Below are 15,206 nucleotides of genomic sequence, written 5' to 3' on the forward strand. Positions count from 1 at the left end.
AAAGCCGCTGAATGCCACGCTTCCCGGTGTATGACAGGGGCGTCAAGCGGCACCGAAGAAGCGGCCCGGGTGGCTTATACTGTCTGCTCATCTGTTCGGAGTGCGCCCTTGACTTCTGCCCCTCACTGGATCCGCGACGACGCGGCGCTGGCCGCCCTCTGCGCGCGGTGCCAGACCCTGCCCTTCATCGCCCTCGACACCGAATTCATGCGGGTCGACACCTTCTATCCCAAGGCCGGCCTGATCCAGATTGGCGACGGCGAACAGGCCTACCTGGTCGATCCCCTGTGCATCGGCGACTGGACACCCTTCGCCGCGCTGCTGGAGGACCCGGCGGTGGTCAAGGTGCTGCACGCCTGCAGCGAAGACCTGGAAGTGCTGTTGCGCCTGACCGGCAGCCTGCCGCAGCCGCTGTACGACACCCAGCTGGCGGCGGCCTATCTGGGGCTGGCCCATTCCATGGGTTATTCGCGGCTGGTCGCCGAAGTGCTCAAGATCGACATCCCCAAGGACGAGACCCGTTCCGACTGGCTGCAACGGCCGCTGACGCCGTTGCAGGAACGTTACGCGGCGGCCGACGTGACCTATCTGGTCGACGTCTATCTCTATCTCGACGCGCGCCTGGATGACCGGCGGCGTGCCTGGCTGCTGGAGGATGGCGCCGAGCTGGTGGCCAATCTGCGCCGTATCAGCGATCCCTGGGAAGCCTATCGCGACGTCAAGCTGGCCTGGCGCCTGTCGCGCCAGCAACTGGCGGTGCTGCGGGTGCTCTGCCACTGGCGCGAGGTCAAGGCCCGCGAGCGCGATCAGCCACGCAACCATGTCCTGCGCGAGCGCTCGCTGTGGCCGCTGGCGCGTTTCCAGCCGACCGACAAGCAGGCCCTGGCGCGCATCGACGACATGCACCCGCGCACCGTGCGCCAGGATGGCGATACCCTGCTGGAACTGATCGCCGAAGGCGCGGCCACCCCGGCTGAGCAATGGCCGGCGCTGCAGGCCGAACCCTTGCCCCACGAGGCGTCGCCGCTGCTCAAGGCCTTGCGCGCCATCGGCGAACGGGATGCCGAGGCCCTGGGCATGGCGCCGGAACTGATGCTGCGCAAGAAGGTGCTCGAAGCCCTGCTGCTCACCGGCTGGCCTGATGGCGACTACCAGCTGCCGGCGAATCTGCGCGGCTGGCGTCGCGAGCGCTTCGGCCAGGCCCTTCTCGCTCACCTGCAGGCGCAACGCACCCCGCCGGCGCCCCTGGAAGACACCCCATGAAACTGCTCTGCTCCATCTACCGCAGTCCGCGCAAGCCGGAAATGTACCTCTATGTCGACAAGCTCAAGGGCCTGAAACCCGTGCCCGAGGGCCTGCTCACGGCCTTCGGTCCGCCGGCGCTGGCCTTCGAATTCGTGCTGACCCCGGAGCGCAAGCTGGCACGGGAAGATGTCGCCAAGGTCCTCGAGAACATCGCCAAGCAGGGCTATCACCTGCAGATGCCGCCGCCGGAGCTGGAGCGCGATGACTACCTCGAGCACCTGCCCGAGGAGCTGCTGCGGCTCAACGATCCGCTATGACCGCCGTCCTGCTGCTGGAAGACGCGCCGACCGGCTATGTTGATGCCTGGCGCCAGTGGGCGCCGGAGCTGGACCTACAGGTACCGGCGGACCTGGTCGAGGCCGTGCGTCTGGCGCAGCAGCCGTGCTTCTGGCTCGGCCAGCCCGATCGCGCCGCGGCCCTGTTGCGCCAGGGCGTCAAGCCGCTCTGGCTGCAATCGACCTGGGCCGGCTACGCACCGCTGCTGGCGGCGGATCTGCCCTGCGACTATCGCTTCACCAGGGCGGTAGGCTTGTTCGGCCAGAGCATCGGCGAATACGTCCTGACCTATCTGCTGCAGTTTGAGCGCCAGGTGGCTGCGCGGCAGCTCAGTCAGCAGGAAGGACGCTGGGATACCCGGGCGCCTGGCACCCTGGCCGGGCGGCGGCTGTTGCTGGTCGGGGCAGGGGACATCGGCCAGGACATCGCCCGCCTGTTCGCGCCGTTCGGCATGAGCCTCACCGGCGTCGCCCGCAGCGCACGAACCTTGCCTGGCTTTGCCCGGGTGGTGCCGCTCGCGGAACTGCGCCAGGCGGCGCGGGATGCGGACTTCGTGGTCAATCTGTTGCCGGACAGTGGTAGCACCCGGGATCTCTACGATGCGGACTTCTTCGCTGCCTTGCCTGCAGGTGCCTTGTTCATCAATGCCGGGCGTGGCACCAGCGTGGTGGACGCCGAGCTGATCGCCGCGTTGGAGAGCGGGCAGCTGGCCGGGGCGGTGCTGGACGTGTTCCGTCAGGAGCCGCTGCCGGCCGAGCACCCCTTCTGGCGGACGCCCAACCTGCACCTCACCGCCCATGTCGCCGGACCTACGCCGCCGGCGGCGGCGGTCCGGTTGTTTCTCGACAATCTCCAGCGCCTGCACCAGGGGCAGCCCCTGCGCGGCGCCGTCGACCTGGCCGCTCAGTCGAAGGTATAGGGGCCGGCCACCGCCAGCTCCTCGACGGTCAGACGCGGACTGGGCAGCTCGCGCCCCTGCAGGGACTCCGGCAAGCTGGCCTTGTCGCCCAGCTTGCCGATGGCTACCGCCAGCTCGACCTTGAACGCCGCCGGCACCTTGAGTTCGCGCTGGATGCCTTCGCGGTCGATCCCGGCCATGCCGTGGGCGTGCCAGCCGGCGTTGGTCGCCTGCAGCGCCAGGTAGGCCCAGGCCGCACCGGCATCGAAGCTGTGACTGGGGAAGGGGACTTCCTCGCCACTGCTGGCGCGCAGCAGGGTGGTCTTCGACAGGATGATCACCAGCGCCGAGGCGTGCTGCGCCCAGCCGCGGTTGAATTCACTGATCAGCGACAGGAAAAGCGCCCAGTGGGCGTCGTCGCGGCGGGCATAGAGGAAGCGCCAGGGCTGGGCGTTGAAGGCTGACGGCGCCCAGCGCGCGGCCTCGATGAAGCCGAGTAGTGTCTCCTCCTCGATGGCGACCGGGTCGAAGGCGCGGGGCGACCAGCGCTGGACGAACTGGGAATCGACGGGATACTGGGGCGTACGGCTGCTGCTGGTCATGGCTTCACCACGGGAGGAAAGGGGAGTCCGGCACGGTAATCCGGTCGGGCGGAGTCGACAAGGGTGCGAACGGTGCTTGGCGCTCGCGGCGTGCGGCACTAGACTGCGCGCCCCCTTTCCTTGCCACGATCTCTGCCATGGCCGCCATCACCCAGCCGTTCTGGAAGCGCAAGACCCTCGATCAGCTCGATGCCCAGGAATGGGAGTCGCTGTGCGACGGCTGTGGCCTGTGCTGCCTGCAGAAACTCGAAGACGAGGACGATGGCGCCGTCTACTACACGCGCATCGCCTGCAAGCTGCTGGATCTCAAGACCTGTCAGTGCAGCCGTTACGCCGAGCGTACCCGCTTCGTTCCCGACTGCATCCAGCTCACGCCGGCCCAGGCCGACCAGTTCGCCTGGCTGCCGCCCACCTGCGGCTATCGCCTGGTGGCCGAAGGCAAGGATCTGCCGGAGTGGCACCCGCTGATCTGCGACGACCGCGAGGCGGTGCACAAGGCCGGTATCTCCCAGTCCGGCCGCATGCTCAGCGAGACCCAGGTCGCCGAAGACGACTGGGAAGACTATCTGATCTTCCGCGCGGGCTGATAACGGCTTCAGACCACCGCGGGGCTGGCCCGCCGCGGTACGGCCAGGTCCGCCGCTCGATGGCAGCGTACCTCCGCCAAGGTGCCTGGCAGCAGTGCCTGAGGTCGCTCGCAACCGGCGCCCGCCTGCGGACAGCGATCCCGAAAGAAACAGCCCGTCGGCAGCACCCGGTTGCCCGGCAACTCGGTGCGCTGCGCTGCGGCATTGCCGGTGAGCGGCTGGTCCAGCCGCGGCACCGCCTCCAGCAACAGCCGGGTATAGGGGTGGCTGGGCTGCTCCAGCACCTCTGCCGCCGCCCCCAGCTCGACGATCTGTCCCAGGTACATCACCGCCACCCGGTCGGCCAGGTGGCGCACCACCGAGACGTTGTGGGAGATCAGCACGAAGGTCAGGCCGCGATCGCGTTGCAGCTGGGCCAGCAGGTTGAGGATCTGGGCCTGTACCGAGATGTCCAGGGCCGAGGTGGGTTCGTCGAGAATGATGACGTCCGGGTCCGACGACAGCGCCCGGGCGATGGCGATGCGCTGGCGCTGGCCACCGGAGAACTGGTGCGGGTAGCGATCCAGGTATTCGGGACGGATACCGACCTGCACCGCCAGGCGCTCGGCCAGGGCGCGCAATTCGACAGAGGAGCTGCGACCCCGCACCACCAGCGGCTCGGTGATCAGCTTCCACACCGGCAGGCGCGGATCCAGTGAGGATTGGGGGTCTTGGAAGACGATCTGGATGTTGCGCTCGCCACGGGCCGTGCCTCGAAGGGAGCCGCTCACCGGCGCCACCAGCCCCATCAGGACCTGAGCCAGGGTGCTCTTGCCGCAGCCGGATTCACCGAGCACGCCCAGGGTCTCACCGGGAAAGAGCCGCAGGTCGATGCCGTTGAGGGCATGGGCCTGGCCCTTGGTGCGCCCGAGCCAGTCGCGGCCCACCGGATAACGCACCTCGACGCCGCTGAGTTCCAGCAGCGGTACGGCAGGCGGAGCAAGGGTGTTCATGCCGGGGCGTCCTCCGCCTGCAGCCAGCAGGCGCTCAGATGATCGGGGGTGTCCGTCGGCAGCAGCGCGGGGCGCGTCTCGCAGCGTTCATGGCGCCGACTGCAACGATCCTTGAAGCTGCAGCCGCCAGGCAGCTGGGCCAGGTTGGGCACCTGCCCGGGGATGCTGGCCAGGTCGCTGCCCGGCACCGCCTTTTCCGGCAGGCAGGCCATCAGGCCCTGGGTATAGGGATGCCGAGGTGCCTGCATGACCGCCGCGGTAGCCCCCTGTTCGACGATGCCGCCGGCGTACATCACATAGACGCGATCGCAGAATTGCGCGACCAGGGCCATGTCGTGGGTGATCAGCAGGATGGCGGTGCCCCGGGCCCGTGCCTTCTCGCGCAGCAGCAGCAGCACCTGGCGCTGCACCGTGACGTCCAGCGCGGTGGTCGGCTCATCGGCGATCAGCAGCTGCGGCTCGCAGGAGAAAGCCAGGGCGATCATGATGCGCTGGCGCATGCCGCCGGACAGCTCGAAGGGATAGCGTTCGAGGATCTGCTCGGGATCGGCGATATGCATGTCCTTGAGCAACTCGATTGCCTTGGCGCGGGCCTGGGCGGTATCCAGCGCGGTATGGCGGCGAATCACGTCCAGCAGCTGGCGACCGATGCGCCGCGTCGGATTGAGCGCGGTCATCGGCTCCTGGAAGATCATCGCCGCCTCGCGGCCGCGGACCTCCATCAGCTGGCGCTCGCTCAAGGCGAGCATGTCGTGGCCCACCAGGTTGACGCTGCCGCCGGTGACCCGGTAGCTGCCGGGGGGCAACAGGCCGAGGGTGAGCATCGCGGTGACCGACTTGCCCGAGCCGGACTCGCCCACCACGCCGACGATCTCGCCGGGGGCCACACTCAGGCTGACGCCGTTGAGCGCCTTGGCGCTGCTGCGAAAGCCGGGGAATTCCAGATTCAGCTGGTCGATGTGCAGAACGGGCTGGCCCATGTCATTTGCCCTTTTGGCGAGGATCGAGCAGATCGCGGATGCCATCGCCCAGCAGGTTGAAACCGATGGCGGTGACCAGGATCGCCAGGCCCGGAAAGGTCGAGTACCACCACTGATCGAGGATGAAATTGCGGCCGCTGGCGACCATCACGCCCCATTCCGCGGTGGGCGGCTGGGCGCCCAGGCCGATGAAGCCCAGCGCCGAGGCCATGAGGATGGCGTTGCCGATGTCCAGGCTGAATTGCACCAGCAGCGGCGGCATGGCGTTGCGGGCCACGTGCCAGTGCACCAGGTGCCATTTGCCGGCGCCGAAGGTGCGTGCCGCCTGGACATAGGCCAGCTGGCGGATGCTCAGGGTCTGACCGCGCGCCAGGCGCACATAGAAGGGAATGCGCACCAGGGTGATGGCCAGCATGGCGTTGAACAGACTCGGCCCGAGGGCGGCGGCCAGGGCCATGATCAGCACCAGCGAAGGCACCGAGAGGATGATGTCCATCAGGCGCATCATCAGCCGATCGAAGGCGCCGCCGACGATGCCCGACAGGCAGCCGAGCAGGCCGCCGCTGGCGCAGGCGGCAAAGGCCACGAACAGGCCGACGCCCACCGACTGGCGGCTGCCGTAGATCACCCGGCTGAGCAGGTCGCGACCCACCTCGTCGGTGCCGAACCAGTGCAGGGCGCTGGGTGCCTGCAGGCGGGCGGTGAGTTTCAGCGCGTTGGGCTGGTAGGGCGCGAGCCAGGGTGCGGCGACCATGCACAGCAGCACCAGCAGGGTGATCACCAGCCCCGTGAGCATCAGCGGATTGCGGCGGATGCGCCAGGCCAGCCAGGCGGTCTGCTCGCGCCAGCCGGGGCGCGCAGAGATCAGGGTCGTCATGCTAGTTCACCTTGCCGATGCGGGGATCGACCAGCCGGTAGAGCAGGTCGATGAAGCGGTTGAGCAGGACGTAGATGAAGGACACCACGATGGCGAAGCCCATGACCGCCGGGAAATCCAGCGCCTGGATCGACTTGACCACATAGGCGCCCATGCCCGGCCAGGCGAACACGGTCTCGGTGAGCACCGCGCCATAGAGCAGGTCTCCCAGGGCCAGGCCGATCACCGTGATGGAAGGAATCAGCGCATTGGGCAGCGCATGGCGCAGCACCACGGTGGTCTGCGACAGGCCATAGGCGCGGGCGGTGCGGATATAGTCCTCGCCCAGCTGTTCGAGCATGGCGCCGCGGATCTGCCGGGTGATGACGCCCAGGTTGACGAAGGCCAGGGTCACCGCCGGCAGCAACAGGTGCCTGGCCGCGCTAACGAAGCCGGTGAGATCGCCCGCCAGCAGGGTATCGATCAGATAGAAGCCGGTCACCGCTGGCGGTGGCGTCAGCCCCTGGTCCAGGCGCCCGCCGCCGGGCAGCCAGCCGAGGTGCCCGTAGAACAGCACGATCAGCCCCAGGCCCAGCCAGAAGGCCGGGGTGGAGATGCCGGCCACCGCCAGGGTACGGCTGATGTGATCGATCCAGCGGTTGTTGTAGACCGCCGAGAGCACGCCCAGGGGCACGCCGATCAGGATCGACAGCAGCAGCGCGGCCAGGGCCAGCTCCAGGGTGGCCGGGAAGAACAGCTGCAGGTCTTCCAGCACCGGGCGATGGGTGCGGATCGACTGGCCCAGATCGCCCTGCAGCAGGTCTCCCATGTAGCGGAAGTATTGCTGGTACAACGGCAGGTCCAGGCCCAGCTGCTGACGGATGCCGGCGACGATTTCATCGCTGGCACGCTCGCCGGCGATCAGCCGTGCCGGATCGCCGGGGATCAGATGGGAGATGACGAAGGTGATCAGGGACACCCCGATCACCACGATGAGGATATCGGTCAGCTGCTTGCGCAGCAGATGGAAGAAGGCCATGGCATACCTCGCGAGGCGGGTGCCGGAGCGCGCCGGCACCCGTCGCCCTTACTTGGACATCGCAACGAAATCGAAGACCTGTTCGAGCATGGGGTTGAACACGTACCCCTTGACCGCGGCGCGCATCGGCACCGTGTAGGCCTTCTGGTAGAGGTAGGCGTAGGCAGCGTCGCCCACCACAATCTTCTGGGCCTCTTGGTACAGCGCCTTGCGCTGGGCCACGTCGCTGACGCTGGCGGCGTCGCGCAACAGCTGGTCCACCTTGGGATTGCTGTAGAAGGCGCGGTTGCCCGCCAGTCCCGCATTGGTGCTGTCGAACCAGAAGTTCATGAACATGTAGGGATCGGCGAAGTCCGGACTCCAGTTGCCGATGGCGACGTCGAAGTCGCCCTTGCCCAGGCGCTCGCGGAAGGTGGCGTTGGCCAGCTTCTCCATCTTCAGGTTGACGCCTAGGGTGCCCAGGCCCGCCTGCAGGGTCAGGCCGATGGGCTCCCAGGCCGGATCCTTGTCCGAGTAGAGGAATTGCAGCTCCCGCACCTTGGGCGCCTTGCCCAGGGCGGCTTGGGCCGCTTCCAGGTCCTGCCTGGGCATTGGCAGGCTCGGATCATGGCCCCACATGCCGTCCGGGATCGGGCCGTTCATGAGCTTGGCCTTGCCCATGGCGATGCCTTCGACGATGCCCTGGTAGTCGAGGGAGTCGACCACCGCCTTGCGCGCGTTGACATCGTTCAGCGGCGCGCGCCTGTTGTTGAGGTAGAGGTAGGTCACCCGCAGCGAGGGGTAGGCGGTGGTGACGAAGCCGGACTTCTGCGCCAGCGCCTTGACCTGGTCCTCGGGCAGGTCCTCGATGATGTCCAGATCGCCCTGTTCCAGTTGCAGGCGCCGTACCGAAGGCTCGGCGATGATGCGGATTACCACCTGCTTGAGCGTGGGCGCCTTGCCGGCGTAGTGCGGATTGGGTTCCAGGGTCAGCGACTGGCCCTTCTGCCAGGCGGCCAGGCGATAGGCGCCGGAGCCGGCGGTATGGCCGGCCAGCCAGGCGTCCACGTCCTTGCCGTGGGTGCTGGCCACCTTGGGGTTGATCACGCTGGCGCCGTCGTGGGCCAGGGCGAAGAGGAAGGGCGCGAAGGGCTTCTGCAGGGTGAATCTGATCGTCTGCGGATCCACCACGGTCACCGTCATGTCCGCCGGGAAGATGCTGGACGGGCCCTGCTTGAGCTTCATCAGGCGCTCGACGGAGAACTTGACCGCCTCGGCGGTGACCTCGCTGCCATCATCGAACTTGTTGCCGGGCTTCAGGGTGAAGGTCCACACCAGGTTGTCGGGAGAGACGGTCCAGCCGCTGGCCAGGTCGCCCTCGACGTCGGTGCTGCCCTTGCCGTCTTCCACCTTGTAGCGCATCAGGCGCTGGTAGGCCGGGTAGGTCACGGTCCAGTCGTTGTTGTCAAAGGTCACGCCCGGATCGACGGTCTGCAGATCTGCAGGCTTGCCGATGACCAGGGTGTCGGTCGCGGTGGCGGCGCTGGCCGGTTGCCAGGCGCCGAGGCCCAGCAGGGAAACCAGGACGAGCACGCGGGACGCCGATGAAACGTGGGTGCGCGAAGACGAGAACATGCCGGTACCTCGGATTGTTTGGGTTTATGGGTGTTTCGGCAGTGGGCAAGGCGGTCGAGCGAAGGGCTCGCGGCGCCGGATTCGAATGACCCGGTCGCCGGCAGGATCAGTTCAGCAGGGTGGCGAGCTCCTCCTGGCCGAGATGGTGGTAGTCGATCAGCGCATAACGACGGGCGTCGGGCAGTTCGAAGTGCCACCACTCGCTGGGGATGAAGGTGAAGCCGGCGCTCTGCATGATGCCCAGCAGCAGCAGGCGATTGCGCTGGGCGGCGGCGGGCAGCGCCGGATTGAACAGGTGCGACAGCTCGCGCATGTCGTCGAAGCCAGTACCCATGTCCAGCGGTTCACCGGCCTCGTCGAGCAGGGTCACGTCCACGGCCACGCCGCGGCTGTGGTGCGAACCCTGCGCCGGATCGCTCACGTACTGGGCGTCGGGCAGCACCCGCCACAGCAATTGCTGGGCATAGGGCGGGCGGTAGGCATCCAGCACCTGCAGGCGCAGACCGGCCTGTTGCGCCAGCGCGCTGGCGCGGTGCAGGCGGACGGCGGCATCCCGGTGCAGCAGGCAGTGGGCGTCCTGGTAGAGCACCTTGCCGGCCAGGTTGTCGGCGGTCGCATAGACCAGGTGGATGGCTACGCCGTAGTGGTCGGCGTCGATCTCGACGAGTTCTGGATGGTTCACGGTACGGAAGGCTTCCTTGGGGTGAAGAAGAGGGCCAGGGCTCATTCGAATTGCCCGAAGCGCTGCTGCAGGGCGCGGTTGCTGGCCAGCCGCTGTTCCAGGGCATCGCCCGAGCGATCCGCCACCGCCGACACCAGCAGGTTCAGCAGGCAGGCCAGCGGCGCCAGGGAGTCCCAGAACTGGTCGACTTCCAGGCGCAGTTGCAGCAGGTCGGCGGGGTAATCCCGCGCCCAGGGGCAGTGGTAGTCGGTGATCAGCGCCATGGGCAGCCGGGCATCGCGAGCGCTCTCGCAGAGCTTGCGGGTCACGCTGGAATAGGCGCGAAAGTCGGCCACCACCAGGTAGGGCTGGGCGAAGCCGCTGTTGAAGATGTCGGCGTAGGTGCCCGACAGCCCGTCGACGTAGAAGGCCTTGGGCCGGATGTATTCCAGCAGGCTGTGAAAACTGCCGAGTACCCCGCGGGTGGTCTGGATACCGGCGATGAACACGGCATCGGCACCGGTCAGCTGCCGGACCACCTGTTCGAACACCGGTCCGCGGGCCAGCTGGTAGACGTCCTCGATGGCGGCGAGCTCGGCGGCCAGGGAGCGGTCCAGGGCGTCGCTGCGTCCGCTCTGCTGGCGAAAGGCACTGAAGCGATCGGTGATGCGCCAGGCTTCCAGACCTTCGTCTCTCAGGCTCTGTTTGACGTCGTCGAGGTTGCGATAGCCCAGCGAGCGCAGCAGCCGGCCCACGGAAATGCCGGTGGTGTTGGTGCGCTGGGCGATGCTGTCGGCGGTCTCGAAGGGCAGCTTCTCCGGATTGGCCAACAGGTAGCCCGCGACGCGTTTGCCGGTGGGCGTAAGGTCGGCGAAGGCGCCTTCGAGGGCCTGGAAGAACAGCGGCTTGGTCAAGGTGTAGATCCGCAATGTTATCGAGCTGTCATTAAAAGCTCCGTTGTTCGAAAGCTAACATTGGTTTTCCAGGCGTCGCAAGAGGCCGCACGCCGGTTGTTACCGAGGTGTCGCAAAGCGGGTTTGGGGGTCGTTAAGAGATAAGCCAATCGGGGCTGAATGGCCTGAAGGAAGGTAGCGGCGTCCCAGAAGAGACGCCGCAGTACAGCCGGAGGTCAGCCTAGCGGTGACTCCATGTGCGAGGTGCGCTCGACGGCGCCATAGTGATCGCCGACCGCATGGGCGCGTTCCAGCAGCACCTTCAGCTCGGACAGGTCCTGGGCGATGCGGGTACCGGGGTCGCGACGCAGCAGACGGGCGAACAGATGGCCGAGGCGCCCGGCTGGCGGCTCGTAGGCCATGACCGCGGTCACCTCGGTGCCACCGGGCACATCGGCGAAGCTGACCCAACCCAGGTTGTTCAGGCCGGCGTAACCGCAGGAGCGCCAGCCGATCAGCCGACCCGGTACGTCGTCGGTGACTTCGGCGTCCCATTCGAAGCGCCCCATGGGCGCCTTGACCACCCAGTGGGAATAGCGGTCGTTGAGCACGTCCACGCGTTCGATATGGCGCATGAAGATCGGCAGGTTGGAGAAGTCGCGCCAGAAGCGATAGAGCTCATCGCGGGGGCGGGCGATGACGATCCGGCGGGTCTGGGAGGCTGCCGAATGCCAGGCCAGCGAACGGCGGACGTCGCGCTCGAAACGCACCTTGGTCAGGGTGCTCTTGATCGAGCAGTGACCGCGCAGGCCGCGTTTCAGCAGCCAGGCGCCGGTGGCGCCGGTCAGCAGACCGAGCAGACCGCCACGCGCCAGACCGCGGCTGATCAGCAGGCCACCGCCGGCCACGGAGGCCAGGCGTTCGACGCCCTTGATGGCAGCGGCGTCGCGAGGCGGAGGAGTGAGAGTGGGAGTGGGGGCATCTAGGTGCATGGCAGATTCTCCTTTAGCTGTGGAAAAGACCTGCCCAGAGCCCCCGCCGTTCCCTAGCCGGTCAGGCCCAGTACCCGGAAGACGAAGGCGTATTCCAGGGCCACGTCGCGCAAGGCCTGGTAACGCCCGCTCATGCCGCCGTGGCCGGCGCCGAATTCGGTCTTGAGCAGGAGCAGGGGCGCCTGATCGGTCCGCCGCTCGCGCAGCCGCGCCACCCACTTGGCGGCTTCCCAGTACTGCACCCGGGTGTCGTGATAGCCGGCCACCGCCAGGATGGCCGGATAGGCCTGGGCCTTGACGTTTTCGTAGGGCGCGTAGCTGGCGATGCGCGCGCGCACCTCGGGCTCGTTCGGATCGCCCCACTCGTCGTACTCGGTCACGGTCAGCGGCAGGTCCGGCTTGAGCATGGTGTTGAGCACATCGACGAAGGGCACCTCGGCAATGGCGGCGGCATAGAGGTCCGGACGCTGGTTGAGCACCGCACCGATCAGCAGACCGCCGGCGCTGCCGCCGCTGATGACCACCTGTTGCGGTGTCGTCAGGCCCTGCTCCAGCAGATGCTCGGTGCAGGCGATGAAGTCGTCGAAGGTGTTCTGCTTGTGTTCCAGCTTGCCGCTGCGATACCAGGCTTCACCCAGCTCGCCACCGCCGCGCACATGGGCGATGGCGAAGCGCACGCCACGATCCAGAAGGCTCAGGCGGGCATGGGAGAACCAGGGATCGAGGCTGTGGCCATAGGCGCCGTAGCCATACAGATAGAGCGGGGCGCTTTGCGGCAGGTCGCGCCGACCGACCAGGCTGATGGGGATACGGGTGCCATCGGCGGCGGTGGCCCACAGGCGGCGGCTCTCGTAGGCATCGGCGTCGAACGGGCCTTCCACCGGGACCTGCTTGAGCACCCGCTGGGTACCGCTGGCCAGGTCCAGTTCGCGGATCTCGGCGGGGCGATTGAGCGCTTCGTAGCGCAGGCGCATGACCGGACTGTTGAATTCCAGCACGTCCATGGCATCGAGGCTGTAGACCTCGTCCGGCAGGTCGACCCGATAGGGCGCCTTGCCGTAGGGCCGCACCTCCAGAATTGGCAGGCCGGCGCTGCGCAGGCTCAGCACCAGCGCCTGGGCGCCGAGACTGGCATCCTCCAGCATCACCTCCGGGTCATGGGGCACCACCGGCTGCCAGTGCGCGCGCGTGGGGCTGTCTTCGGCGGCCTGGTAGAGCGCGAAGTTGATGCCGTCCTGATTGCTGCGGATGTACCAGCCATCGACGCCATGATCGGGGAAGTACTCGTGACCTTCCTCGCGGGGCGCCAGGCAGACAAAGGCCTCGTCCGGTCGATCCGCGTCCAGCACCCAGGCTTCGCTGGTGGTCTTGCTGTGCGACAGCAGCAGCAGCTTGCGCTCGGAGCTCGAACGATAGCAGCCGAGGAAGAAGCGCCCGTCGGTCTCGTGGAAGACCAGTTGCGGCTCGGCATCGCCCAGGTGGTAGCGATAGAGCTTGTGCGGACGATGGGATTCGTCGCGTTCACCAAAGAACAGGGTGCGGCTGTCGTTGGCCCAGGTCAGGCTGCCGTCGCACTCCTCGAAGGGCAGTTCGGTCACCGAGCCGGTGGCCAGCTCCTTCACATAGAGCCGGTAGGTCTCGTCACCGACCTGGTCGAGGCTGTAGGCGAGGCGGGTCTGGTCCGGACTGATGGTGAAGCGGCCGACCGAAAGAAAGCCGCCGTCGGCGATGGCATTGCCGTCGAACAGCAGCTCTTCGGTCGCTGGATCGGGCGTCAGGTCGCCATTGGCGGGGCGACGGCAGCGATAGTTACGGCCGTATTCGTCACCGGCCTGGGTGCGCTGGTAGTAGAGATAGTCGCCGCGGGGGACGGGCAGCGACAGATCCGTCTCACGAATGCGCGCGCGGATCTCTTCGAACAGCTGTTCGCGCAGGGCGGCCTCGGGTGCCAGCTCGGCTTCCAGGTAGGCGTTCTCGGCTTCCAGGTGCGCCAGCACCTCGGGGGCGTCGCGGCTCTCCAGCCAGGCGTAGGGATCGTCACCGGGGGCGCGGCGGGCAATGGGGGCTTGGGTCATGCGGGCTCCTTGGGCGCCGCGCAAGAGCACGCGGGCGGGGCAAAACCGCTATCATAGGCTTCTCCTTTCCGCTATCGCCATGGATCGCAATGACCGAGCAAGAGTACCTGATCGCCTGGGCCGTCTACGCCATCGCCGCGCTGCTGCTGTTGGTGGTGTCTTTCAAGGCCACCGGCTGGCTCTGGCGCTGGCTGCGCGAACCCATCCGGCTGGTGGTGGCCGTGCTGCTGGTGACGCCGGCCCTGGTGGATGCCGAGCACGGCCTCTATGCGCCGGCGATCGCCGTGACGGTGCTGGATCTGGTGTTCAAGGTGGGCAACAGCGCCTGGTCGGCCGTGGCCAACCTGGCCGCAGCCGGCACCATCGCCGTGGTGCTCTACCTGATCTTCGTTCTCTGTCGCTGGCTGTACCGGCGCTCCCATCCGCGTCCCGCCCCGGTCGCCGCGGCAGCGCCGACGGATGATCCGCAACCGGAATCGCCGGTGGCCCCGCGGGCCCCGGCAGCCCCGGTCGAGCGCCGCGAACCCCGGGGACGTGGCGAGCGCGTCGAACCCCGCCTGTAATCCAGGCTTGCGCCCGGGGCGTGACCCCTTCAGCATGCTGGCGAAGGGCAGCGGCTGCAGCCGCCGTTGAACCAGGCAGCCACCCCGGAGGGACGGACATGTGCGAATTGCTGGGCATGAGTGCCAACGTGCCCACGGATCTGGTCTTCAGTCTCCAGGGCCTCATGCAGCGCGGCGGCCGCACCGGTCCGCATCGGGATGGCTGGGGCGTGGCCTTCTACGAGGGCAGGGGACTGCACCTGTTCAAGGATGCCCTGCCAGGCGCCGATTCCGAGGTGGCCAAGCTGGTCCAGGGCTACCCGATCAAGAGCCATACGGTGATCGGCCATATCCGTCACGCCAACGTCGGGTCGGTCAATCTGGCCAACACCCATCCCTTCGTGCGGGAACTGGGTGGACGCTACTGGAGCTTTGCCCATAACGGCCAGCTGCAGGATTTCCATCCCGAGCCGCGCTTCTACCGGCCGGTGGGCGATACCGACAGCGAGACGGCCTTTTGCAGCCTGCTGGATCAGGTCCGCGAGCGCTTTCCCGAACCCGTCCCGGTGGAGATGCTGTTGCCGCAGCTGGTGAATGCCTGCGATGGCTTTCGCAAGAAGGGCGTCTTCAACTGCCTGCTCAGCGACGGCGACTGGCTGTTCAGCTTCTGCACCACCAAGCTGGCCCATATCACCCGCCGCGCCCCCTTCGGTCCGGCCCAGTTGCGCGATGCGGAAGTCCACATCGACTTCAAGGCCGAGACCTCGCCCAACGACGTCGTCACCATCATCGCCACCGAGCCGTTGACCTCCGACGAGGTCTGGACCCTGCACCAGCCAGGGGAATGGCATCTCTGGTGGGATGGCGAGATCGTCTCCCAGGGCCGCGTCTAGA

Annotated in this window: 16 protein-coding genes; 6 read left to right on the forward strand and 10 right to left on the reverse strand. The window is 67.3% G+C overall.

Features of this window, described 5'->3' with window-relative positions; all coding sequences use genetic code 11:
- The first annotated feature begins 108 nt into the window (after positions 1-108).
- Genes rnd through OMP44_RS05245 form a run of 3 tightly spaced genes read left to right on the forward strand, consistent with a single transcriptional unit; the run spans position 109 to position 2,500 of the window.
- On the forward strand, positions 109-1,263 hold the full coding sequence (gene rnd / locus OMP44_RS05235; protein WP_280306860.1) for a ribonuclease D: 1,155 nt from the start codon (positions 109-111) through the stop codon (positions 1,261-1,263).
- On the forward strand, positions 1,260-1,562 hold the full coding sequence (locus OMP44_RS05240) for a YcgL domain-containing protein (protein WP_273809156.1): 303 nt from the start codon (positions 1,260-1,262) through the stop codon (positions 1,560-1,562). Before rnd ends, OMP44_RS05240 begins: the two co-directional genes overlap by 4 nt.
- Positions 1,559-2,500, forward strand: a complete 942-nt coding sequence (locus tag OMP44_RS05245) for a D-2-hydroxyacid dehydrogenase (protein WP_280306862.1) — start codon at positions 1,559-1,561, stop codon at positions 2,498-2,500. The genes OMP44_RS05240 and OMP44_RS05245 overlap by 4 nt, the downstream gene beginning before the upstream one ends.
- Here the strand turns inward: OMP44_RS05245 and OMP44_RS05250 are convergent.
- A complete protein-coding gene (locus tag OMP44_RS05250; protein WP_133859638.1) occupies positions 2,485-3,081 on the reverse strand; it encodes a nitroreductase family protein in 597 nt (198 codons plus the stop codon). The genes OMP44_RS05245 and OMP44_RS05250 overlap by 16 nt on opposite strands.
- A gap of 137 nt (positions 3,082-3,218) precedes the next feature.
- Here OMP44_RS05250 and OMP44_RS05255 point away from each other — a divergent pair, with 137 nt between their 5' ends.
- Positions 3,219-3,668, forward strand: a complete 450-nt coding sequence (locus OMP44_RS05255) for a YcgN family cysteine cluster protein (protein ID WP_058762427.1) — start codon at positions 3,219-3,221, stop codon at positions 3,666-3,668.
- A gap of 8 nt (positions 3,669-3,676) precedes the next feature.
- Here the strand turns inward: OMP44_RS05255 and OMP44_RS05260 are convergent, their stop codons facing one another.
- The 9 genes from OMP44_RS05260 to OMP44_RS05300 all read right to left on the reverse strand — a co-directional run bounded on the left by OMP44_RS05260 (position 3,677) and on the right by OMP44_RS05300 (position 13,770).
- Complete coding sequence (locus OMP44_RS05260) at positions 3,677-4,660, reverse strand: oligopeptide/dipeptide ABC transporter ATP-binding protein (protein WP_187978823.1); 984 nt, start codon at positions 4,658-4,660, stop codon at positions 3,677-3,679.
- Positions 4,657-5,640 carry an ABC transporter ATP-binding protein gene (locus OMP44_RS05265; protein ID WP_187978824.1) on the reverse strand — a complete coding sequence of 328 codons (984 nt, stop codon included), beginning with the start codon at positions 5,638-5,640 and terminating at the stop codon, positions 4,657-4,659. Before OMP44_RS05265 ends, OMP44_RS05260 begins: the two co-directional genes overlap by 4 nt.
- A gap of 1 nt (position 5,641) precedes the next feature.
- Entirely contained in the window at positions 5,642-6,517 is an 876-nt protein-coding gene (gene ddpC, locus OMP44_RS05270) for a D,D-dipeptide ABC transporter permease (RefSeq protein ID WP_187978825.1), read from the reverse strand.
- Between the two features lies 1 nt (position 6,518).
- The gene (locus tag OMP44_RS05275) at positions 6,519-7,535 is read right to left on the reverse strand and encodes an ABC transporter permease (RefSeq protein ID WP_133859634.1); all 1,017 of its coding nucleotides are present in this window, start codon (positions 7,533-7,535) and stop codon (positions 6,519-6,521) included.
- Between the two features lie 48 nt (positions 7,536-7,583).
- On the reverse strand, positions 7,584-9,149 hold the full coding sequence (locus tag OMP44_RS05280; protein WP_280306864.1) for an ABC transporter substrate-binding protein: 1,566 nt from the start codon (positions 9,147-9,149) through the stop codon (positions 7,584-7,586).
- Positions 9,150-9,255: 106 nt separating this feature from the next.
- A complete protein-coding gene (gene ddpX, locus OMP44_RS05285; protein WP_280306865.1) occupies positions 9,256-9,831 on the reverse strand; it encodes a D-alanyl-D-alanine dipeptidase in 576 nt (191 codons plus the stop codon).
- A 41-nt stretch (positions 9,832-9,872) separates the two neighbouring features.
- On the reverse strand, positions 9,873-10,724 hold the full coding sequence (locus tag OMP44_RS05290) for a MurR/RpiR family transcriptional regulator (RefSeq protein WP_133859631.1): 852 nt from the start codon (positions 10,722-10,724) through the stop codon (positions 9,873-9,875).
- Between the two features lie 215 nt (positions 10,725-10,939).
- Complete coding sequence (locus OMP44_RS05295; protein WP_280306866.1) at positions 10,940-11,695, reverse strand: SRPBCC family protein; 756 nt, start codon at positions 11,693-11,695, stop codon at positions 10,940-10,942.
- A gap of 53 nt (positions 11,696-11,748) precedes the next feature.
- The gene (locus OMP44_RS05300; RefSeq protein WP_280306868.1) at positions 11,749-13,770 is read right to left on the reverse strand and encodes a S9 family peptidase; all 2,022 of its coding nucleotides are present in this window, start codon (positions 13,768-13,770) and stop codon (positions 11,749-11,751) included.
- A gap of 89 nt (positions 13,771-13,859) precedes the next feature.
- Between OMP44_RS05300 and OMP44_RS05305 the strand changes: the two genes are divergently transcribed.
- On the forward strand, positions 13,860-14,333 hold the full coding sequence (locus OMP44_RS05305; RefSeq protein WP_280306870.1) for an MFS transporter: 474 nt from the start codon (positions 13,860-13,862) through the stop codon (positions 14,331-14,333).
- Positions 14,334-14,431: 98 nt separating this feature from the next.
- Complete coding sequence (locus tag OMP44_RS05310) at positions 14,432-15,205, forward strand: class II glutamine amidotransferase (RefSeq protein ID WP_158891991.1); 774 nt, start codon at positions 14,432-14,434, stop codon at positions 15,203-15,205.
- Position 15,206 lies beyond the last annotated feature (1 nt).

Origin of the sequence: Pseudomonas flavocrustae, from assembly GCF_029872515.1 — a bacterium.
Taxonomy (GTDB): Bacteria; Pseudomonadota; Gammaproteobacteria; order Pseudomonadales; family Pseudomonadaceae; genus Chryseomonas; species Chryseomonas aestiva.

Excerpts from the sequence above, each read along its gene's own strand:
- OMP44_RS05240 (WP_273809156.1), top strand. The coding sequence starts at position 1,260 with ATGAAACTGCTCTGCTCCATCTACCGCAGTCCGCGCAAGCCGGAAATG.
- OMP44_RS05245 (WP_280306862.1), top strand. The coding sequence starts at position 1,559 with ATGACCGCCGTCCTGCTGCTGGAAGACGCGCCGACCGGCTATGTTGAT.
- OMP44_RS05250 (WP_133859638.1), bottom strand. The coding sequence starts at position 3,081 with ATGACCAGCAGCAGCCGTACGCCCCAGTATCCCGTCGATTCCCAGTTC.
- OMP44_RS05255 (WP_058762427.1), top strand. The coding sequence starts at position 3,219 with ATGGCCGCCATCACCCAGCCGTTCTGGAAGCGCAAGACCCTCGATCAG.
- OMP44_RS05260 (WP_187978823.1), bottom strand. The coding sequence starts at position 4,660 with ATGAACACCCTTGCTCCGCCTGCCGTACCGCTGCTGGAACTCAGCGGC.
- OMP44_RS05265 (WP_187978824.1), bottom strand. The coding sequence starts at position 5,640 with ATGGGCCAGCCCGTTCTGCACATCGACCAGCTGAATCTGGAATTCCCC.
- ddpC (WP_187978825.1), bottom strand. The coding sequence starts at position 6,517 with ATGACGACCCTGATCTCTGCGCGCCCCGGCTGGCGCGAGCAGACCGCC.
- OMP44_RS05275 (WP_133859634.1), bottom strand. The coding sequence starts at position 7,535 with ATGGCCTTCTTCCATCTGCTGCGCAAGCAGCTGACCGATATCCTCATC.
- OMP44_RS05280 (WP_280306864.1), bottom strand. The coding sequence starts at position 9,149 with ATGTTCTCGTCTTCGCGCACCCACGTTTCATCGGCGTCCCGCGTGCTC.
- OMP44_RS05295 (WP_280306866.1), bottom strand. The coding sequence starts at position 11,695 with ATGCACCTAGATGCCCCCACTCCCACTCTCACTCCTCCGCCTCGCGAC.
- OMP44_RS05300 (WP_280306868.1), bottom strand. The coding sequence starts at position 13,770 with ATGACCCAAGCCCCCATTGCCCGCCGCGCCCCCGGTGACGATCCCTAC.
- OMP44_RS05305 (WP_280306870.1), top strand. The coding sequence starts at position 13,860 with ATGACCGAGCAAGAGTACCTGATCGCCTGGGCCGTCTACGCCATCGCC.
- OMP44_RS05310 (WP_158891991.1), top strand. The coding sequence starts at position 14,432 with ATGTGCGAATTGCTGGGCATGAGTGCCAACGTGCCCACGGATCTGGTC.